17 protein-coding genes are annotated in these 19,917 nt (G+C 59.4%); all 17 read right to left on the bottom strand.

Going from position 1 to position 19,917, the window contains the following annotated elements; translation table 11 throughout:
• Window positions 1–319: 319 nt before the first annotated feature.
• Window positions 320–1,579: a tyrosine--tRNA ligase gene (gene tyrS, locus HMPREF2806_RS07100; protein WP_070516976.1), complete on the bottom strand. Its 1,260-nt coding sequence runs from the start codon at window positions 1,577–1,579 to the stop codon at window positions 320–322.
• 37 nt (window positions 1,580–1,616) lie between these two features.
• Window positions 1,617–1,796 carry a Trm112 family protein gene (locus HMPREF2806_RS07095; protein ID WP_049154615.1) on the bottom strand — a complete coding sequence of 60 codons (180 nt, stop codon included), beginning with the start codon at window positions 1,794–1,796 and terminating at the stop codon, window positions 1,617–1,619.
• Between the two features lie 11 nt (window positions 1,797–1,807).
• Complete coding sequence (locus HMPREF2806_RS07090; protein ID WP_046648514.1) at window positions 1,808–2,401, bottom strand: hypothetical protein; 594 nt, start codon at window positions 2,399–2,401, stop codon at window positions 1,808–1,810.
• A gap of 35 nt (window positions 2,402–2,436) precedes the next feature.
• A complete protein-coding gene (locus HMPREF2806_RS07085) occupies window positions 2,437–4,002 on the bottom strand; it encodes a vWA domain-containing protein (RefSeq protein ID WP_049154614.1) in 1,566 nt (521 codons plus the stop codon).
• A gap of 36 nt (window positions 4,003–4,038) precedes the next feature.
• Entirely contained in the window at window positions 4,039–5,163 is a 1,125-nt protein-coding gene (locus tag HMPREF2806_RS07080) for a hypothetical protein (RefSeq protein WP_049154613.1), read from the bottom strand.
• Between the two features lie 90 nt (window positions 5,164–5,253).
• A complete protein-coding gene (locus HMPREF2806_RS07075; protein ID WP_046648589.1) occupies window positions 5,254–6,291 on the bottom strand; it encodes an ornithine cyclodeaminase in 1,038 nt (345 codons plus the stop codon).
• A 14-nt stretch (window positions 6,292–6,305) separates the two neighbouring features.
• Complete coding sequence (locus HMPREF2806_RS07070) at window positions 6,306–7,859, bottom strand: amino acid permease (RefSeq protein ID WP_046648518.1); 1,554 nt, start codon at window positions 7,857–7,859, stop codon at window positions 6,306–6,308.
• A 215-nt stretch (window positions 7,860–8,074) separates the two neighbouring features.
• On the bottom strand, window positions 8,075–9,499 hold the full coding sequence (argH, locus tag HMPREF2806_RS07065) for an argininosuccinate lyase (RefSeq protein ID WP_046648519.1): 1,425 nt from the start codon (window positions 9,497–9,499) through the stop codon (window positions 8,075–8,077).
• A gap of 32 nt (window positions 9,500–9,531) precedes the next feature.
• On the bottom strand, window positions 9,532–10,746 hold the full coding sequence (locus tag HMPREF2806_RS07060) for an argininosuccinate synthase (RefSeq protein WP_046648520.1): 1,215 nt from the start codon (window positions 10,744–10,746) through the stop codon (window positions 9,532–9,534).
• Window positions 10,747–10,822: 76 nt separating this feature from the next.
• Window positions 10,823–11,308, bottom strand: a complete 486-nt coding sequence (locus tag HMPREF2806_RS07055; protein WP_046648521.1) for an arginine repressor — start codon at window positions 11,306–11,308, stop codon at window positions 10,823–10,825.
• Between the two features lie 4 nt (window positions 11,309–11,312).
• Window positions 11,313–12,230 carry an ornithine carbamoyltransferase gene (gene argF / locus HMPREF2806_RS07050; protein WP_070516974.1) on the bottom strand — a complete coding sequence of 306 codons (918 nt, stop codon included), beginning with the start codon at window positions 12,228–12,230 and terminating at the stop codon, window positions 11,313–11,315.
• A complete protein-coding gene (locus HMPREF2806_RS07045) occupies window positions 12,227–13,405 on the bottom strand; it encodes an acetylornithine transaminase (RefSeq protein WP_070516972.1) in 1,179 nt (392 codons plus the stop codon). Before HMPREF2806_RS07045 ends, argF begins: the two co-directional genes overlap by 4 nt.
• Window positions 13,402–14,337, bottom strand: coding sequence for an acetylglutamate kinase (argB, locus tag HMPREF2806_RS07040; RefSeq protein WP_070516970.1), 936 nt, complete (start codon window positions 14,335–14,337; stop codon window positions 13,402–13,404). The genes HMPREF2806_RS07045 and argB overlap by 4 nt, the downstream gene beginning before the upstream one ends.
• Window positions 14,338–14,354: 17 nt before the next feature.
• The gene (argJ, locus tag HMPREF2806_RS07035) at window positions 14,355–15,512 is read right to left on the bottom strand and encodes a bifunctional glutamate N-acetyltransferase/amino-acid acetyltransferase ArgJ (RefSeq protein WP_070516968.1); all 1,158 of its coding nucleotides are present in this window, start codon (window positions 15,510–15,512) and stop codon (window positions 14,355–14,357) included.
• A 76-nt stretch (window positions 15,513–15,588) separates the two neighbouring features.
• The gene (gene argC / locus HMPREF2806_RS07030; RefSeq protein WP_046648526.1) at window positions 15,589–16,632 is read right to left on the bottom strand and encodes an N-acetyl-gamma-glutamyl-phosphate reductase; all 1,044 of its coding nucleotides are present in this window, start codon (window positions 16,630–16,632) and stop codon (window positions 15,589–15,591) included.
• 101 nt (window positions 16,633–16,733) lie between these two features.
• Window positions 16,734–17,186 (bottom strand): hypothetical protein, encoded by a 453-nt coding sequence (locus HMPREF2806_RS07025; RefSeq protein WP_046648527.1) that lies wholly within the window; start codon window positions 17,184–17,186, stop codon window positions 16,734–16,736.
• A gap of 214 nt (window positions 17,187–17,400) precedes the next feature.
• Window positions 17,401–19,914 carry a phenylalanine--tRNA ligase subunit beta gene (gene pheT / locus HMPREF2806_RS07020; RefSeq protein WP_070516966.1) on the bottom strand — a complete coding sequence of 838 codons (2,514 nt, stop codon included), beginning with the start codon at window positions 19,912–19,914 and terminating at the stop codon, window positions 17,401–17,403.
• Window positions 19,915–19,917: the final 3 nt, after the last annotated feature.

Below are 19,917 nucleotides of genomic sequence, written 5' to 3'. Positions count from 1 at the left end.
ACACTATTGAGTTCTCAAACATCATCCGCACACCCGTCACATCGAATTCATCTATTCTCTGCTCTGAGCGGCTGGAGTTCATACTCTAGCTAACAAGTTTATCCCTTGTCAACTAGGAGTTAATCTCCGTGTCACCAGCGTCTCGCGGCGACTTCGATAAATATACGCACAGCCCCAAGCTTCAACAAATCGCCTGGTTAACAGCACTTTCCTTAACCTCCGGCGGCCGGTGCAGATACTCTGTCCCAGAAACGACGAATCCCGCCGCACAAGGCGACGGGATTCGCATGCAGTCATCTAGCGAAGTCGAGAGCTCTAATTAGTTCAGCTTGGCACCGGCAAAGTTCTTCTTACCGCGACGAAGCACCAGCCACTTACCGTGAAGCAAGTCTTCGTCCGCCGGCTCCCAGTCATCGGCTTCAATACGCTGGTTATTGACGTAGGCGCCACCTTCCTTGATGGTGCGTCGAGCCGCGCCCTTGGACTCTGCCAGACCAGAAGCAACCAACAGATCAACGATGGAGCGCGGTTCACCGGCAGCCACCTCGGCCACGGTGGTTTCAGAAAGCGCACCCGCCAGCGTCTGCTCATCAAGGTCAGCAAGCTCTGCTTTACCGAACAGCGCTTGAGCAGCAAGCTCCACAGCCTTGGTGGCTTCCGCGCCGTGGACCAGCGTGGTCATCTCCTGGGCGAGACGGCGTTGTGCCTCGCGACGGAAAGGTTCATTAGCAACCTTCTCCTCGTATTCAGCGATCTCCTCCTTCGACAGGAAGGTAAACCACCGAAGGTAGTCAATAACCACGGAGTCACCGGCATTGAGGAAGTACTGGTACCACGAGTAAGGCGACGTCTTTTCCGGATCGAGCCAGAGCTTTCCGCCGCCGGTAGACTTGCCAAACTTTTGCCCCTGGGCATCCGTCACCAACGGGACGGTGAGTCCGTGAACCTTGACGCCCTTAACGCGGCGATTGAGGTCGACGCCAGACACGATGTTGCCCCACTGATCGCCACCGCCAATCTGCAGGACGCAGTCGTACTCCTCGTTGAGGTGAACGTAGTCATTGGACTGGAGGAGCATGTAGGAGAACTCGGTGTAGGAAATACCGTCGGACTCCAAGCGGCGCTTGACGGTATCACGGTCCAACATGGTATTCAGCGAGAAGTTCTTGCCGACATCACGCAGGAAATCAATGACGGTCATCTGCGAGGTCCAGTCAGCATTGTTGACCATGGTGGCTGCGTTCTCGCCCTCAAAGTCAATAAACTGGCGCAGCTGCTTCTTGATAGCCACCATGTTCTCGTTGATGGTCTCCTGCGACAGCATGGTGCGCTCCCCTACGTCGCGTGGGTCACCGATTTGGCCCGTTGCGCCACCGGCCAAAGCAATCGGGTGGTGGCCAGCTTTTTGGAAGCGGCGCAGCATAATCATCGGAACGAGGTGACCAGCATGGAGGGAGTCACCGGTTGGATCAAAACCGCAGTACAAGGTAATGGGCTCTTCGCAAGCCTCGCGCAGTGCGTCAAGGTCGGTGGACTGGTTAATGAGGCCGCGCCACTGCAGCTCATCGATGATGTTCATGAATGCTCCTTGGAAAGTCGATTCGGTGCTGTGAGAATTAGTTCTGGGGTGGCCACGGTACTGCGTGGTCTACCAGCATGACGGGAATGTCGTTCTCAATGGGATAGGCCACGCCGAGGCGTTCGTTGACCAAAACCTGTTCTTCGGCCAGATAGTTCAGCGGACCTTTATCCTGCGGACATACCAAGATGTCGAGCAGCTTCGAATCGAGACTCATAACCGCTAACCCTACACCTCCTTGGATTCGATGGATGGAAGGGTCCCGCCGTATTCGAGTTTGAGAGCCATGGAATGGTTGCGCAGGTTGCGTACTGAGTTTTGGGCAATGGCGTCTCGAATCTCGCCCATCTCTCGGCCTAGGATCCCCAGCGATTCGCTCATTTCCTCGACAGCCACTGGATTCTTCAAGTCCGTGACGTCGAGGTAAGAATTCACCAGCTCCTTAGAGTGTTCTTCAATCATGTCCCGCACGAGGGCTTGCTGGTGTGGGGCATCGTCGAGGCGGTGCCAATTGTCTAGGACCCACACGGCCGAGTCATCGAACGAGTCCCACGCTTTCTTAACAGGTCCGGGCACTTTGGACTGCTTCAGGTTGTATCGGACGCCCTCCAATGAGCTAATCAGTTGACCTGCACCCGAGGTGGGGGCCTCAATAGCTTTCTCCTGCTTTGGCGGCGTCACGAATCCCGCAGCCGCACCTGTGCAGACCGCGACCAGTGGCCACAAGAAACCTAAACCGCCACCAGTCAACACGTGAAGGACGATAACGAGCGCCGTTACCGCAACGCCGACGACGATCTTCCGCGAGTTCAGTGTGTTCATAAGGTGTAGGTCCTCCTGGGGATAGGTGGAGATTTTTACTGGTAAGCGCGGATTTCCTCGAAGGCCGCGGCGAGGTCACCGTTGAGCGCATCGAATGTCTTGCCGCCCGTGAGCTGAGCAAGCTCCTCCATCTCTTGAATGTTGGCTTCACCATACAAGATGACAAAGACCGGGATCTCCTTTTTCTCTGGGGGAAGCTGCTCATAGGCCTCCTTAAATTGTGCAAAAGTACGCCCACGCGTCACTTCGCCATCAGTCATGAGCACCACGGTCCCAATTTCGCCGCTGCTGGTGTCTACCTCGTTGAAGGCATTGAGCACAGCCTCGAACGTCGCCGTATCGCCATCCGCCACGAGTCGATCTACGCGATCAGCAAGCTCTTTTGTGGTTGCCGGGTTCTGCAAATCGACTCGCGCGCGAGTCGGCTGCTGCGGCTCAGAAGAATATGGGATGAGCTTGATCTGCTCACGGTTACGGAAGGCTACCTGGCCTTCGCCGTCTGGAGAGCCGTCAGCTGAGCCGTCGATCAGCGGGCGCAGACTATTCTTGAGCAAATCAATGCGCTCGCCCTCCATGGAGCCCGAGGTATCCAAGACCAGCGCCGTGTTGCCAGGGTTACGCAGCTCGTGAGCAAAGGCATCCTCCAGTGCGCTTACGGTTTGTTCATTAGCCGGGTACGGCAGCTCGAAGATGGTCCCGGGCATGTCAGAATCGTCCACACGCAGGTGGTAGCTCCTCAGCTTCTCTGGGTGTTCAGCAAACCATTCGGCAAGTGCCTGCACCTTACCTTCAGCCTCCTGGTCCGGGGAGCTGGCGAGAGCCGACAAAGGGTAGTCCGCCGAAATCACGCCGTCGGAGGGGATGACCACCTCAAGATCGACGCCCTCATCCTTGAGCTGGTACAGCACTGATTCATAGTTAAGGATGGCGTCGGCCTGCTCCGGATGCTCGCGGAACCTATCAGCCAGCCAACCCGACGATCCCGACGTTAAAGTCTGGTTACTGAAGAGTTTCTGGACCTTGCCCGTGGCCTGGCGGATATCCTTCTCCGTAAGCGCGCGCCCGGTGTCCGCGAAAGCAGTGGTCGCAGCCGATAGCGCGGAGAAGCCCGAGTTTGAGGTCGAAGGATCGGTCATACCGAAGGTAATCCCCGAGTCAGCAATCTCCTGCCACGTTGGTTGCTTCGTGGTCCAGCCCTTTTCCTTAGCCACGGAAGGCTGCACACCGAGTACCACGGGGGATCGCGCCACACTGTGTTCTTTGCGCAGCTTCTCATCGGCACCAATGATGCGCGCATAACGATTGGTGGCAAACCACGTGGCATCATAGGATCCGTCGAAACCGCCTTGTTTCAGGCTGCGGGAATTCGCCAGCGTCCCATCCTCGGTGGTCATGGTGATATCGAAGCCGAGGTCCTGGGAGGCGTCGTCAAGCACCGGCTCCAGAGGCTTAAGCTCCGTGGCCGCCACAATGTTGAGGCCACCGCTGAAGGACGAGCCGGAACCCGGCATATCCACATCATCGAACAAGTCACCTGCCGAACAAGCCGTCAGCGCCATGGCGCTCAGCATGACGAGCAGGACTTTTAAAGACCGAAACATTCCCTTGTACCTTCCTGATGCTTTCCTTGCGGGGCCTTAGCCAACCACTCGCAAAATCTCTTCATAATCCGCCCACCGCAGTGGGGTGGTATCGCCACCATCCACCGGGATCTGGTAGTTATCTGAAGGCTCAATATCGGCAATGAAGTCCGAATTCTCCGAGCCCAAGCCAAGGTTCTCCGCGACTGCTGGGATTGCGTCATTCATTGCTGTGACGAACAATGCGCCCTCCTCAGTGAGTGGAAGAACGATGCTGCTTAGTTTCGTCGCCGGTTTCAACGCCAACAGCGTATAGCCGGATAGGTCCTTGCCCGCACGTTCTAGGTACACGTACTGCTCCGCGGTGGTCAATACCATAGGCATTTCGCCCTTATCCACACGGAGGAAAGCATCGAGGATGCCCTGATCAGTGGTTTCGCCATACCCCTGATCAGCAACGAGGCGGCGCATGATGTCATCCGCCTGCGCGTTGATCTTCTCCTTGTTATCGCTGCCCAGGTCCTTTTCCGCATAGTTCGCGGCCGCGGTGTGTACGACCCGGGCATAGCGCAGTGCGGCAAAGGACTGGTCCACCTGTGGCACGGCCACATCCACCACGCGCGGCGAGCCGAAGGACGGACTGATGTCCCGCCAGCGAGTGTCTTTCTGGGACATCTCCACCAGCGTCTCCATGTCCAAAGCCGCCTGGTTGTCGTATCCCGCAACCAAGCCGTGGTCCCTCATGTCCTCGACAAGCTCGCTATGTACCAGCACCAACAGCGGCTTACCAAAAAACATCGGGGATAGGTCATCCCTTCCGGCTAGTTCCGGATGGGCATCGCGCACATCGGAGGTCCATGTAGCGCCGTTAGGATCCGCGAGCACAAAGTCATAATCTTTGTCCAAGCTACTGCTTCCTTCAACGAAGTTCCGTGCCGGCAGGATATCGAGCTCGAGTTCGATATTGTGCTTTTCCATCGCCTTCGTTGTGGCCGGGTCCTTAAAAACAGCCTCCAGCTCCGGGCTAATGGCGCCCTTAACGTGGTGCGTAGTTGTGGAAAAGCCAAAGCTCGGAAGGGAACTACCTCCGCGACCTATCACGACGGATACCACAGCGAGCGCAAGGAAAACCGCGGCGATCACGAAGGACTTGGTGCGCTTCTTCGATGATGAGCTGCTCATGTTCTAAATCATAAAGTGATTTTCTTCTCACCGCTGGATTCGCGGCGGGGTAAGGGGAGAAACAGGCTCCCCCCTTTCCGTGCGCTCTGGTTAAAGAAGAGAAGGTACGTTCGCGACCAACGAGAAAAGGTCCTTCGGGTCGTCGGGGTTCGCGATGATGTCGATTTCGGATTCCAAATCTGTACCCTTGACGGAATCACGCAGGTAGCGCAGTGCAGAAAAATCATTGATGGCAAATCCGACATCATCGAAGAGCGTAATCTGCTCATCATTATCGCGCCCAGTGGCCTGGCCGGTGAGTACCTGATAGAACTCGACAACCGGGAAGTCCTCCGGCTTCTGCTGAATCTCTCCTTCGACGCGTGTCTGCTCTGGGAATTCAACAAAGACCTTGGATTTATCCAGGATAGAGCTTTCGAGCTCAGTCTTGCCCGGGCAATCACCACCGACGGCATTGAGGTGCACGCCCGGTGCAACGTGGCGCTCGGCCAGAATCTGGTTTTGAGCCTTGTCCGCAGTGCAGGTGGTAATGATATCCGCGCCCACAACGACCTCGTCAACGCTCGAGGCGGCCGTAATGTTGAAGCCCAGCGGTTCCAGATTGCGCCGGAATTTCTCTACGGCCGCAGGGTCAATATCGTAGATGGCAATGTCGTCGATTCCCATCACTCCACGGAAGGCAAGGGCCTGGAACTCGGACTGGGAGCCGGCACCCACCATGGCCATGCGCTTAGAATCCTTCCGGGCCAGGTACTTGGCCACCATGGCGGAGGTCGCGGCCGTGCGTAGTGCAGTAAGCAGCGTCATTTCAGCTTCGAAGGTGGGGTATCCATTGTCAACGTCCGCCAACACGCCGAAGGCAGTAACCGTCTGAAAACCGCGGGCGGGGTTGGAAGGGTGACCGTTAACGTATTTGAAGGAGTACTCCTTGCCATTGGAGGTCGGCATGAGCTCGATAACACCAAAGGGGGTGTGGGAGGCAACGCGCGCAACCTTGTCGAAGCGCTCCCATTCGCGGTAGTCGGCTTCAAGGTAGTCCACCATCCCGGTGATGATGTTCTCGACGCCTTCGCGCTGAATCCAGCGCGCCATATTCTCTACATCAACAAACTTAACTACAGGCTTCATCAAAGTCTCCATTCTTAGTTCTTGTCTTGGTTCTTGCTGTGCGGTGTGTTTCGGTTCCTGGGGTGAAGGTCCGTTTGCGGTGCGGCCGGGAAGCGCGAGGTCGGCAGGTGCTTGGCCTTCCTCTCCGCCGCAATCGCGTAGATTCGCTCACGCCAGGCAAACCACATCGCCGCAAACACCGGGATGAGAAGTAGCGTTGAGGCCAAAGCGAAGGTTCCGATGGGGTAATCGAAAGCCATGAGGATGATGACCACGCCGATGAAAGCGAGAACGGACCAGTCACCAGCTTGGCCGAATGGCGAGCGATAGTTCGGACGGGTATAGCGCCCCTTCTTGGCCAGCTGCACGAACTTGATGTGTGACAAGGCCACTGCAGCCCACGACGCCAGTGTTCCCAGCGCCGCCAAGTTCAGCACAATTTCGAAGGCCATTTCAGGCACAACATAGTTGAGGAACACACCGGCAAGGCCGACGAAGGCGGCCATCACGATGCCACCATAGGGCACACCGGACTTGGACATGCGCGCGCCGAACTTCGGCCCGGAGCCGGCAGTAGACATGTTGTACATGATGCGGCCCGTCGAATACAGTCCGGCGTTCAGCGAGGAAATTGCCGCGGTGATGACAACCAGCTGGAAGATCGGTGCGGCATAACCAGCGCCGAGGGATTCGAAGAAGGTCACGAACGGCGATACTTCCGCAACGTAGCTGGTGTACGGCAGCACCAGGGTCAGCAGCAGCACACTACCGAAGTAGAAGACCACGATGCGGAACAGGACGCTGTTGACCGCGCGTGGGATGTGCTTCTCCACGTCCTTGGTCTCACCGGAGGTGGTGCCCACCAGCTCGATACCGGCGTAGGCGAAGACCACACCCTGGATGACGATGACGGCGGGAAGCAGGCCATTGGGCAGCCAGCCACCGGCATCGGATATCAGGCTAAAGCCCGTCGCGTCACCATTCGGGTGACCCATAATCACCACGCCGATAGCCACGACCATGAAAATCAACAGCGCGATGATCTTGATCATGGAGAACCAATACTCCAGTTCACCGAAGATCTTCACCGACAACATGTTGAACAACAGGATGCTGCACACCACGCCGAGAGCGAGCAACCACTGCGGGACAGCGTCGAGCCAGGAAGTGTACTGGCCAAACCACTTGATGTAGATGGCCACGGCTGTGCCGTCGGCCACCAGGGTCGCAGCCCAGTTGCCCCAGTAGAGCCATCCGGTAACGAAGGCAGTCTTTTCGCCGTAAAACTCACGCGCATAGGACACGAAAGAACCCGAACTTGGGCGGTAGACGATGAGTTCGCCGAGCGAGCGCAAGATAATGTAACCGAAGAAACCGCAGACCAAATACAAAACTGCGAGAAATGGTCCAGCGGTTTGCAAACGGCTGCCGGTACCGAGCAACAAACCGGTACCGATCGCAGAGCCGATGGCAATCATCTGGAGCTGGCGATTGCCCATCCCCTTCTGAAGTCCGTGGTCTTCCGAAGCATAGACCGCTTTCTCCTTCTCGTGAGACTCCGTGTTGGGCGGGCGAAGTGTATCAGCCATTAGGAAGGTAGTCCTTTCAAAGTTGCGAACGTGCCTTTCTTCACATTCCCTAAGAAAACGTTATAACAACCTAATGAGACTTCCGTCACTTCAATACCCCCACAGTGCAACCCAGCACATCGATGCCCAGTAGTAATAGATTTGTTTTCTACCCCCACACACAAAAGAACCGCATGGCCTGAAAAGACCATGCGGTTATTCATTCTCTGTGCGGACTAGCGCAGGGAAGTTTTGGCCCACTCCCGCGCGGCGCCAGCGCGCTCGCGAACCTTTTCGCGCTGCTCCACCACGCGAACGCCAGCGGTGCCGCCCTTGGTGGAGCGGGATGCCACTGCCCCATCGATGGTCAGCACCTCACGAACTTCCGGAAGCAGGCGCTTGTCGACGCCCGCCAGTTCCTCGTCCGTGAGATCCACCAGATCCACACCGCGAGACTCCGCGATCTGCACGCAGGCACCGGAAGCCTCATGCGCCTCACGGAACGGCACACCCTGGCGCACCATCCATTCGGCCAGGTCGGTGGCCAAAGTAAAGCCACGCGGGGCCAGCTCACGCATGCGGTCTTCATGGAAGGTCAGGGTTTCCACCAGCCCAGTCATGGCAGGCAGCAAGAGGTTCAGCTGCGCCACCGAGTCCACGATGGGCTCCTTATCCTCCTGCAGGTCACGGTTATAGGCCAAAGGCTGCGCCTTGAGCGTTGCCAACAGGCCGGTGAGGTTACCGATGAGTCGGCCGGTCTTACCGCGGGTCAGCTCCGGAACGTCCGGGTTCTTCTTCTGCGGCATGATCGAGGAACCAGTCGACCAGGCATCATCCAGGGTGACGTAGCCGTACTCCGGGGTGCACCAGTAGATGATCTCTTCCGACAGCCGGGACATGTCCACCGCGATCTGGGTGAGCACGAAGGCCGTCTCGGAGGCAAAGTCACGCGCCGCCGTACCATCCAGCGAGTTCTCCGCGGAAGAATCGAAGCCCAGCTCCTCGGCAATCGCCTCCGGATCCAGGTGCAGCGAGGAGCCCGCAAGCGCACCAGAACCATAAGGGGACACCGCCAAGCGCTTATCCAGATCTTGCAGGCGCTCGATATCGCGCAGCAGCGGCTGGGCATGAGCGAGCAGCTCGTGTGCCAGCAGCACCGGCTGCGCCGCCTGGGAGTGGGTCTTGCCCGGCATAATGGCATCCGGGTGGGCCTCGGCCTGGCTAGCCAGAGCCTCCACCAAATCCGTGACCTGAAGTGCGATATCGCGAATGGCATCGCGAATCCACATCCGGAACAGCGTCGCCACCTGGTCATTGCGGGAGCGCCCAGCGCGCAGGCGGCCGCCAACCTCAGGGCCTACGATGTCGATGAGGCCGCGCTCCATCGCACCGTGGACATCCTCGTCCGTCGGAAGCGGGGTGAATTCACCAGAAGCGACCTTCTCCCCTAGTTCACTCAGGCCGTTAAGCATGGTGTCCAAGTCAGCGTCGGATAGCAATCCGGCCTTGTGCAGTACCTTGGCGTGAGCCTTGGAGGCCAGCACGTCATAGGGGGCGAGGACCCAGTCGAAGTGGGTGGATACGGACAGGGCAAACATCGCCTCGGAGGGGCCGCCCGAAAAGCGGCCACCCCACAGCGCACCCTCGTTAGTCTTGTGCATCGATTCCTTACCTTGACCTTGGCTGTGCTGGTTTACTTACCGGTGGGGAAACCGCCGTCGCGGTCACGCTGGTTGGAGATCTGCGTCGACAGGCCGTGCAGCTGGACAAAGCCCTTGGCCGCGGTCTGATCGAAGGTATCACCGGTGTCGTAGGTAGCCAGGTCGAAGGAGTACAGCGACTGGCCAGAGCGACGGCCGTTGACGGTGGCGGTGCCAGCATGCAGAACCATGCGGATATCGCCGGTGACGTTCTCCTGGGTGGACTCGGTGAAAGCATCCAGGGAGCGCTTCAGCGGCGAGAACCAGAGGCCATCGTAGACCTCCTCGGACCAGCGAGCGTCCGTGAGGCGCTTGTAACGGGCCAGCTCGCGTTCCACGGTGACGTCTTCCAGCGCCTCGTGAGCCTTGATGAGCACCATGGCACCAGGGGCCTCGTAGACCTCGCGAGACTTGATGCCTACCAAGCGGTCCTCCACCATGTCGAGGCGGCCAATGCCCTGGGCACCAGCGCGGCGGTTAAGCTCCTCGATAGCCTGGAGGACGGTCACCGGCTTGCCGTCAATAGCAGTGGGAACACCCTTGTCAAAAGTGATGGTCACCTCGTCCGGGGCATTGCCCAGGTCCGGCTGCTCGGTGTAGGCGTACAGGTCCTTTGTCGGCGGGTTCCACAGGTCCTCTAGGAAGCCGGTCTCTACCGCGCGGCCCCAGACGTTCTGGTCAATGGAGAACGGGGATGCTGCGGACTGCTCGATGGGAAGGTTAATTTCCTCGGCGAAGGCGATAGCCTTATCTCGGGTCCAGGCGTAGTCACGCGCCGGGGCGATGATCTCCAGAGCCGGATCCAACGCGCGGAAAGAGACCTCAAAGCGCACCTGATCGTTACCCTTGCCGGTGCAACCGTGGGAGACGTGGGTGCCGCCGTGTGTCTGAGCAGCCTCAACGAGGTGCTTGACAATGAGCGGGCGGGAGATGGCCGATACCAGCGGGTACTGCTTCATGTACATGCCGTTTGCCTTGATGGTGGGCAGGCAGTACTCTTCTGCGAACTCATCCTTGGCATCAACGACGATGGACTCGACCGCACCGCAGTCGAGGGCGCGCTGGCGCACGGACTCCATGTCCTCGCCACCCTGGCCGAGGTCAAGAGAGACGGCGATGACTTCGCCGCCGGTCATCTTGGCCAGGTAAGGAATGGCGACAGAGGTATCGAGACCGCCAGAGTAGGCAAGCACAACGCGTGCAGTCATAGTAATTTGCTCCTTTAAGACAAACAGGTGCTAAAAAATCGAACTTATTTATATTATACAGACTTACGTATAAATGTTAAATGCTGCGGTTGGTGAGTTTCTCACCAAGCTCGCGGCCGGTCAACCCTTCGCGCGCGAGGACGAAGATCGTGTCATCGCCCGCGATACAGCCGACCACGTCTGGAAGTCCCACGCGGTCGATGAAGGAGGCCAAGTACTGCGCAGCGCCCGCCGGGGTGCGCAGCATGGCGATGTTGCCAGAGAAGTCATGGGACACCACCAGTTCATCAAGCATGCGCCGGAGCTTCTCTCGCGGGCCGTTGAGCTGATCTTCGAATTGCTCCAACTCACCGCCCACCACGTAGAAGGACCGCCCGCCATCGCGCTTGACCTTCTTGGCTCCCAGCTCATCGAGATCACGCGACAACGTAGCCTGCGTGATATCAATCCCCTCATCGAGCAGGAGCTCTGAGAGCTGAACTTGGCTGGTGACCCGGGTGCGATCCAAGATCTCCAAGATCTTGGCTTGGCGGGCGTTGCGTGTAGTTGGGGTCGTAGTCATTCGTTTAGTTCTCCTTTTGAGCCGCAAGGAGCCAGACCAGCAGCGCCTTCTGCGCATGGAGGCGGTTTTCTGCCTCGTCGAAAACGCGCGACTGGGGCCCATCAATTACCTCAGCAGTTACTTCGTTACCGCGGTAGGCCGGCAAACAGTGCAGGAAGATTGCCTCGTCCTTAGCGCGGGACATCACATCCGCGGTCACCTGATAGGGCAAGAACGGTGTGCGGCGGTCCTTGCCGTCATTCTCCTGGCCCATGGACACCCACGTGTCTGTAATGACAACATCAGCGCCGTCCACGCCGTCAAGGGAATCGGTCACCGTCACCGTACCGCGCTTTCGGGCACGCTCAACAAACTCCGCCTGCGGCTGGAAACCCTCCGGGGCAACAATGGTCATCTCCACGCCAGCGGTAGCAAACCCCAGCATGTAGGAATTTGCCATGTTGTTGTTGCCATCCCCTAGGTAGACGGCCTTCAGTCCAGTAAGGCCCCCGAAGTTCTCATGGCAGGTCACCAAGTCCGCCAAGATCTGGCAGGGATGGAGGTCATCGGACAAGGCGTTGACAATTGGTACCGTCGCAGTCTCCGCCATGTCCAGAAGGTTTTGATGCGCATATGTGCGCCACACGATCGCCTCAACGAAACGGGAGAGCACCGCTGCGGTGTCCTGGTAGGTCTCCCCTTTGCCCATCTGCGTCGACTTAGTTTCCGTCACGATGGCGTGGCCGCCCAGGTGAGCAATTCCCGCCTCGAAGGAGAAACGCGTGCGCGTCGACGTCTTATCAAAGAGCACAGCCACCGACTTCGGCCCCTCTAACGGGCGCTCGGAGAAGGGATTCTTCTTGAGCCTTAGAGCCAGGTCGAGAACCTCGGCTTGCTCCTGCGGCGTGAGGTCATCATCGGCCAAGAAATGGCGCACACTCATGCAACTTCCTCCAGTACCTTATGCAGGCGTTCCACCGCCTGGGTGAGTTCTTCATCGGTGATCACCAGCGGCGGGGTCAAGCGTACGACCTCGCTACTTGGGGCGTTGAGGATTAGTCCATGCTGCAAACCTGCAGCCACGACTTCCTTGGCCACCGACTTATTTAATACAACACCTAGCATAAGCCCTCGGCCCCTCACCGACTGCACCGCAGGGGATTTACCAATCTCCTGCCGCAACCACTCGCCCTTGCGGGTGACTTCGGCGAGGAAGGGGACGTCGACAAGCTCCAGCACCGTTGACGCCGCCGCACACGAGACAGGATTGCCGCCAAACGTCGTGCCGTGGGAGCCCGGAGTGAAAAGGTCTGCGGCCTGACCACGCGCAATGGTGGCACCGATAGGCATGCCAGCACCCAGCCCCTTCGCCATGGTGATGACATCCGGGAGGATGCCTTCATGCTGGAAGGCGAAGAAGTCACCGGTACGCCCCACACCCGTTTGCACCTCATCCACGACCATGAGGATGCCGTGCTTGGTGCAGAGCTCACGCACCGCCGTCAGGAAACCTTCAGGTGCCGGGATGACACCCGTCTCCCCCTGGATGGGCTCCAAGATAATGGAGGCGGTGTCCTCCGGATCTTGCTCCACCAAAGCGGTCAGGTAGTCGATGTCGCCATAGGTATAAAACTCCACTCCGCCCGGGAAAGGTTCAAAGGCTTTGCGTTTGCTGGGCTGCCCAGTCATGGCCAAAGAACCCATTGTCCGGCCATGGAAACCGTGGTGCGCTGCAAGGACGCGGCGACGGCCGGTCAGACGAGCCAGTTTAAAGGCCGCCTCATTCGCTTCCGCGCCGGAGTTAGAGAAGAAGACGCGAGCCTCGCTATCTCCCACCTTGTCCAGGAGTTTCCCGGCGGCTTCGACCACAGGCTCGCTGGCAAAAAGATTGGACACGTGGCCTACGGTGGCCACCTGGGCGCTCACCGCTTCGACGATCGCTGGGTGGGCGTAGCCCAGCGAGTTCACCGCGATACCGGCGAGCATGTCGATGTAGTCTTTACCGTCTTCATCGGTCACCGTGGCCCCCTTACCGGACACGATGGCAACGGGTGGGGTTCCATAGGTGTTGCTGAGCACCTGACCCCAACGCTCTGTCAACTTGGTCTGCGCGGTCACTTGTTATCGTCCTTCCTGAAGACCGTTCCCTCAGGGTAGTCCTCGCGGTTATAGTCATTGGGCAGCACCATCGTGCCGATTCCTCCCATAGTCAGCAGCTCCAGCAGCACGGCGTGGGCGATGCGCCCGTCGATGACGTGCGCGGCGCTAACCCCGCCCTCGACGGCCATGAGGCAGGACTCCATCTTCGGGATCATTCCGGAATCCAGGCCTGGGAGGAGCGCGCTGAGCTTGTCAATCTCGATCTTCGACACCAAGGAGTCGCGGTTCGGCCAATCGGTGTACAGGCCCTCCACATTCGTGAGAATCACCAAGCGCTCGGCGCCCAACGCTCGCGCTAGGGCCCCGGCCGCGATATCCGCGTTGATGTTGTACACCTCGCCATCGTTACCAGGCGCGATGGTGGATACCACCGGGATGCGCCCGGCCTCGATGATGTCCATGACCGCTGTGGGATCCACGCTGACAATCTCTCCCACCATGCCGATATCTGTCGGCTCACCATTGACCTGGACAAGCCGCTTGCGCGCCTTGAACAACCCAGCATCCTCGCCTGAGGTCCCAACAGCATATGGCCCATGAGAGTTAATGAGGTTGACCAGGCCGCGCCCCACTTGGCCAAAGAGAACCATGCGAACCACATCCATGATCTCCGGAGTAGTCACGCGGAAACCGCCCTTGAATTCCCCCTCGATTCCCAGCCTGCCCAGCATCTCGTTGATCTGCGGGCCACCGCCGTGGACAACGACGGGCTTGGCACCCACGGTGCGCAGAAAAACCATGTCAGCAGCGAAGGCGGCCTTGAGGGAATCATCCACCATCGCGTTGCCGCCATACTTTACGACGACAATCTTGTCGCGGTAGTGCTGCAGCCACGGCAAGGCCTCTGCGAGCACAGTGGCGCGGTCCGCATTGCTAAGTCCCTGAAGCATTTTTCCTCCTTGTTCCTTTAGGAGCTGTACGCGGAGTTGATCTCCACGTAGTCATGGGACAGGTCGGTGGTGCGGACAAAAGCGGTACCGGCTCCCCCTGTACCCAAGTCAACGCGCACATCAATATCGGCCCCGGAGAGATCCACGTCGCGCGCGCCGGGCGCGCCAGTGGAACCGACGCATACGGCTTGGTCATTGAAAAACACGGAGATGTTGTCCGGATCCATCTCGGCATCCGCCATTCCTACGGCGGCGAGCACGCGGCCCCAGTTCGGGTCCGATCCGAACATGGCGCACTTGAAGAGGTTGTCGCGGCCCAGAGTGCGCGCGGCGTTGAGCGCCTGCTCATCAGTAGCGGTGCCTTCCACGATGATCTTCACGCGCTTGGTCACGCCCTCGGCGTCTGCTTGGAGCTGATCCGCGATATCGGCGCACACCGCGAGAACCGCAGCGTCCAGCTCCTCCTGGCTAGGCTCCACCCCGGAAGCGCCGGAAGCCATGATGATGACCGTGTCATTCGTCGATGTAGAGCCGTCCACATCGAGCGTATTGAAAGTTTGATCGCTCGCTGCCTGCAGCGCCGAGTGCAAGGCCTCAGAGGAGGCAACAGCGTCGGTGGTGATGCACACCAGCATGGTGGCCAGTGACGGCGCCATCATGCCTACGCCCTTGCCCATCGCACCCATGCTCCAGCCCTCGGCCTCAATGAGTGCTTCTTTAGCGACGGTATCGGTGGTCATGATGGCCTCGGCCGCGGCCTTACCGTGAGCTGCATCCGCGCCAAGATCTCCGACAACCACTTCGACGCCAGCCAATGCCTTATCCATGGGAAGGAGCTCTCCAATCAGTCCCGTCGAGCACGCCGCGATGTTGGCGGCAGGGATACCCGTGTGCTCAGCGGTGGCTTCCACAATCGCCGCGGCATCCTTGTCTCCTTGTTCGCCGTTGCAGGCATTCGCGTTGCCGGAGTTATAAATGACGGCCTGAACAGTGCCGTCCGCAACTGCTTCGCGGGAAAGCTTTACGGGTGCGGCCACCACGCGGTTGCGCGTGAAGACCGCAGCGGCGTCGAAATTAGGACCCTGGTTAACCACGAGGGCCATGTCGGGTTTTCCGGAGGGCTTGATTCCGGCTGTCGTGGCGCCAGCCAGGAATCCTGCAGGGGCGGTAATCATGTCGAGTTTCTCCTAGTTCGTGTGGAAGTGAGTTGAGGAAGGCGGCGCGGAACGCTTGGGAAAGTAGGGGTGCCCCTTAAGGGGCAACTGCTGCCTGTGGAAGGCCCAGGGTTTCTTCCCATCCCAAAGTCAGGTTCATGCACTGGACAGCAGCGCCGGCGGTGCCCTTGCACAGGTTGTCCAGAGCCGCGGTAATCACGAGACGGCGGGCGCGCTCATCCACGTGTGCTTGGATATGGACCATGTTGCTGCCCACCACGTTTTGCGTTTCTGGCTGTTGGCCCTCAGGCAGGACGAGGCAGAATGGTTCATCAGCATAAAAGTCACGGAAGGCCTCGGCGACTGTGCGCTTGTCGACGCCCCCCTTCAACGGCGCCGTAATCGTCGCCAGAATGCCACGAGGCAGCGGCGCCAGCACCGGAGTGAAACTCACAGACACCGGTTGCTGCGTAAAAGGCTGTAGGTTTTGCAGGACCTCCGGGGTATGCCGGTGTGTCCCGCCTGGCTTATAGGCTTTGAGGTTGCCCATAGTTTCCGCACCTAGCTGCGCTACGGAGGCCTTCTTGCCTGCCCCGGACACCCCGGTGATTGCTATCACCGACAGCTCTGGCTCAATCAGATCCTGCGCCACGGCCGGCAGCGCACCCAGGGTAATCGTGGTGGGAAAGCACCCCGGTACGGCAACGCGGTTGCTACCTTTAAGCTCCTCACGATTGCCGGGAACCTCCGGGATTCCATAAGGCCAAGCACCGGCGTACTCACCACCATAAAACGCGTCCCAGTCTTCCTTGCTACGCAAGCGGAAGTCAGCTGCGCAGTCAATCACCGTGACGGACTCCCCCAGCTGGCGGCCGATCTCCGCGGAGTGCCCGTGCGGCAAACCGAGGAACACGATGTCATGGCCAGCTAGAATCTCCGGCGTGGTGTCCTCGATGACGCGGTCCGCCAGTTGCGGCAGGTGCGGCATGAGCTCAGATACTCGCTGACCTGCGTTGGAGTGCCCGGTGAGCGCGCCGATGCGCAACTCACCCGAGAGGTATGCTGGGTGCGACAGCAAGAGACGGAGGATTTCGCCACCTGCATAGCCCGTAGCTCCGGCGATTGCTACTGAAATAGTCATGCAGCTACTCTAGCAAATAATGCATTCCGCCGTATGTTATTCAGAAAAAATGCGCCGAAGAGCTCGGCGCACAGGTGAGGAAAAGTAGGATTCAGGAAGGTTTACATGACGCGGGACGAGACGTTCCCCAGTCCCTCCGCACCCGATACGGCGGTCTTTCCTGCATAGCCTAGGTAGCCATGCGGGCCGACGAAGTGGATACCGCCCTGGGCATCCGCGATGGCTACAACCTCATTGAACTGGTGAACCTGGCCTGGCTGAAGGCGCTTGAAGCTCGTGGTTGTCAAGCCCTGGTTGAAGCAGTCAGCCTTGGAGCGACCTGCGTGGTAGAAAAAGCGCGGCGCCAACCGGCCCGGCGGGTTGCACTGCGGGCTAGTGGCACGTGCCCCTTCAGACAGGCACGCGACGTAGGTTCCTTCGATGTTCGAAGCTTCACAGTTGACGGTGCCATCGGCGTTGGAGAAACCTTGGGACAAGTCAGCGGAAGCGTGTGGGGCGATGGTCAGTGCGCCGACAACGGCGGCGGTGGCTGTGAGACGAGAAATAAGACGCATGGTGTGAACAATCCTTTCGGTGTGGCTTGGTCTGGAAACTCAGCACCTTTGCTGCACCCTTGAGGTTATGAGGCAGAGCACACCCCTTCCAGCGCTAGGGGATCTCTCCCCACGTCAGCACCTGCCCCAACGCGCGCAAACCCGGCTAAACAAAAGCCCGGCTAACCTCCCACAGGGCTAACCGGGCTTAAAGCACTAGCGAAGCAACAGAGTCTTAGGCGCGCATCTGTGCGCCAAGGCGCTGCTTGGCCAACTCCGCAGCAGCGAGGCGGTGCTCGTTGGCCTCTTCATCAGTCAGAGTGCGGTCACCAGCACGGAAGAGAAGCTGGAAGGCTAGGGACTTCTTTCCTTCGCCGAGCTGCTCGCCACGGAAGACATCGAAAAGCTCCACGGACTCGAGGAGATCACCAGCACCCTCCTCGACCACACGGCGAACCGTCTCCGCCGGGGTTTCCTCGTCCACCACCAAGGCGATGTCCTGGTGCAAAGCCGGGAAGGAGGACAGCACGGGGGCGGGGAACTTCTCATCCAGCGGCAGGGCTGACACATCGAGCTCCATCGCACACGTGCGTGCCGGCAGCTCCAAGGCCTCAAGGACCTGCGGGTGCAGCTCACCCGCGTAGCCAACGACCGTCTCCTCATCGCTTGCGAGAACGATTGCAGCACAGCGGCCCGGGTGCCACGGCAGCTGCTCAGCTGCCTTCACTGCGATGTCCACGCCAGCGGAACGAGCAACCTGGCGCGCAGACTCAATAGCATCCGCGTAGCTGTAGGCGCGGCCCGCTCCCCACGGCCCTTCGTGTTCAATGTTTCCGGTGGCCACCGTGGCTACGTGCAACGGCTGGAGCGGCAAAGACCCAAGGAGATCGGCGACCATTGACTCCTCTGGGCGCGACTCCACCGACGGCATGGGAGAAGAATCAGCGCGCTTGAAGGCCACCTGCTGGAGGCCGAACAAGGCCAGATCACTGCGGCCACGGGCAACGTTGCGGGCGATAGCCTCAAGGAGATTGGGCAGCAACGTCGTGGACAGGATCGCCTTGTCTGACTCGAGCGGATTCTGCACGGCCACGGTCTGGCGGCGCGCATCCTCCTTGTCCAAGCCCCAGGTATCAAAGGTGTCGTTCGCGATGAACGGCGACGGGAGGACCTCGGCGTAGCCCGCGTAAGCCAACCCATGTCCGATCGCACGCCGACGCTTCTGCGCCGGAGTTAGGCCGCGGCCGCCCACCGGAGTGGGCAGGATGGTCGGAATGTCTTCAAGCCCTTCCAGACGCAGGATCTCCTCGATGAGATCAACGTCCATTTCGATGTCCGTGCGCCAAGAGGCGGGGACGACGGAAAGCTCCTCCCCGCCAGACACCTCGCAGCCGACCTCCGTAAGGCGCTTCACCACGGTCTCCTGGGAGTATTCGATACCGGCATACTCACTCGGCTTCGCCGCACGCAGGAAGATGGGCTCGCGCTTGGCGACGTCGCCCACGAGCGTCCGCCCAGCCTCGATCGTGCCGCCAGCAATCTGCTGAAGCAGCACGCACGCCACGTCCAGCGCTACCTCAACGATGGCCGGATCTACTCCGCGCTCGAAACGGCGAGAAGCCTCCGAGGAGAGCTTGTGGCGGCGGGATGTGCGGGCCACGGTGATCGGATCCCAAATGGCCGACTCGAAGTAGACATCAGTCGTCTCGTCAGAAATTTCGGAGGTGGTGCCACCCATGACGCCCGCCAAGGATTGGATACCGTTGTCATCGCAGATGACCACGTCGCCCTCCGAAAGCTCCCGCTTGACATGGTCGAGGGTCTCGAACTTCTCGCCCTCGTTGGCATTGCGCACAACGAGGTTGCCCTTGATCACGTCGGCGTCAAAGGCGTGCATCGGCGCGCCCAGAAGCAGCATGACGTAGTTCGTGACGTCGGTAGCCACGTTGACGGCGCGCTGACCGGAGAGCATGAGCTCGCGCTCCATCCAGAACGGGGTACGCGCTGCCGGGTCAATACCGGTCACCTTGCGCAGACCAAATCGCTGCGCCTTGGTTTCCTCCCTCAGGTCAACGTCGATAAGCGTGCCCTCCGGAGCCGGCACGACGGAGGTGTCGATGCCAGCCACGCTCGGTTCCTGCGCCACGTCGGGGAAAGTGAGATCAAATGCGGAGGCAATTTCACGCGTCAGGCCACGCGCAGACAAGGCATAGCCACGATCCGGGGTGATGTTGACGTCGAAGACGGTATCGGACAGCCCAATAAGGGGGCGGGCATCCTCACCAATCTTGTCGGCAACCTCCTCCCCTAGCACGATGATGCCGTCTGCCTTGGGGCCGAAGCCCAGCTCAGCTGCGGAGCACATCATTCCGTTGGAGATATGGTCGTAGGTCTCGCGGGCGGCAATCTTGAATCCTCCCGGCAGCTCAGCACCCGGAAGGGAGACCACGACGTAGTCGTTGAGGCGGAAGTTGCGGGCGCCGCAGATAATGCCCTGCAGCTCCCCCGTGCCATTGGCCTGGCCAACGTTGACCTGGCAATAGCGAATTGGTTTCTTGAACTGGGTGAGCTCTTCGATCTCTACAACCTGACCGATAACCAGCGGGCCCGTGGTTTCCGGAAGGGCCTCGTAGCCCTCGGTTTCAAAACCTACGCGGACAAAGCCAGAGTCCAGTTCCTCAGAGGACACGGTCCAGCCGGAATTAGCGGTGCCCAGGATTCGGGTAACCCAGTCTTGGGAAATAAGCATTTT

Source organism: Corynebacterium sp. HMSC076G08 (genome assembly GCF_001811515.1).
GTDB classification, from domain to species: Bacteria; Actinomycetota; Actinomycetes; order Mycobacteriales; family Mycobacteriaceae; genus Corynebacterium; species Corynebacterium hiratae.
The sequence above is the reverse complement of the archived record's forward strand: the minus strand, read 5'-3'. Positions and strand labels throughout refer to the sequence as shown.

Bases quoted from the DNA above. Each gene is read 5' to 3' on its own strand.
- tyrS (WP_070516976.1), bottom strand. From the start codon at position 1,579: ATGAACATCATCGATGAGCTGCAGTGGCGCGGCCTCATTAACCAGTCC.
- HMPREF2806_RS07095 (WP_049154615.1), bottom strand. From the start codon at position 1,796: ATGAGTCTCGATTCGAAGCTGCTCGACATCTTGGTATGTCCGCAGGAT.
- HMPREF2806_RS07090 (WP_046648514.1), bottom strand. From the start codon at position 2,401: ATGAACACACTGAACTCGCGGAAGATCGTCGTCGGCGTTGCGGTAACG.
- HMPREF2806_RS07085 (WP_049154614.1), bottom strand. From the start codon at position 4,002: ATGTTTCGGTCTTTAAAAGTCCTGCTCGTCATGCTGAGCGCCATGGCG.
- HMPREF2806_RS07080 (WP_049154613.1), bottom strand. From the start codon at position 5,163: ATGAGCAGCTCATCATCGAAGAAGCGCACCAAGTCCTTCGTGATCGCC.
- HMPREF2806_RS07075 (WP_046648589.1), bottom strand. From the start codon at position 6,291: ATGAAGCCTGTAGTTAAGTTTGTTGATGTAGAGAATATGGCGCGCTGG.
- HMPREF2806_RS07070 (WP_046648518.1), bottom strand. From the start codon at position 7,859: ATGGCTGATACACTTCGCCCGCCCAACACGGAGTCTCACGAGAAGGAG.
- argH (WP_046648519.1), bottom strand. From the start codon at position 9,499: ATGCACAAGACTAACGAGGGTGCGCTGTGGGGTGGCCGCTTTTCGGGC.
- HMPREF2806_RS07060 (WP_046648520.1), bottom strand. From the start codon at position 10,746: ATGACTGCACGCGTTGTGCTTGCCTACTCTGGCGGTCTCGATACCTCT.
- HMPREF2806_RS07055 (WP_046648521.1), bottom strand. From the start codon at position 11,308: ATGACTACGACCCCAACTACACGCAACGCCCGCCAAGCCAAGATCTTG.
- argF (WP_070516974.1), bottom strand. From the start codon at position 12,230: ATGAGTGTGCGCCATTTCTTGGCCGATGATGACCTCACGCCGCAGGAG.
- argB (WP_070516970.1), bottom strand. From the start codon at position 14,337: ATGCTTCAGGGACTTAGCAATGCGGACCGCGCCACTGTGCTCGCAGAG.
- argJ (WP_070516968.1), bottom strand. From the start codon at position 15,512: ATGATTACCGCCCCTGCAGGATTCCTGGCTGGCGCCACGACAGCCGGA.
- argC (WP_046648526.1), bottom strand. From the start codon at position 16,632: ATGACTATTTCAGTAGCAATCGCCGGAGCTACGGGCTATGCAGGTGGC.
- HMPREF2806_RS07025 (WP_046648527.1), bottom strand. From the start codon at position 17,186: ATGCGTCTTATTTCTCGTCTCACAGCCACCGCCGCCGTTGTCGGCGCA.
- pheT (WP_070516966.1), bottom strand. From the start codon at position 19,914: ATGCTTATTTCCCAAGACTGGGTTACCCGAATCCTGGGCACCGCTAAT.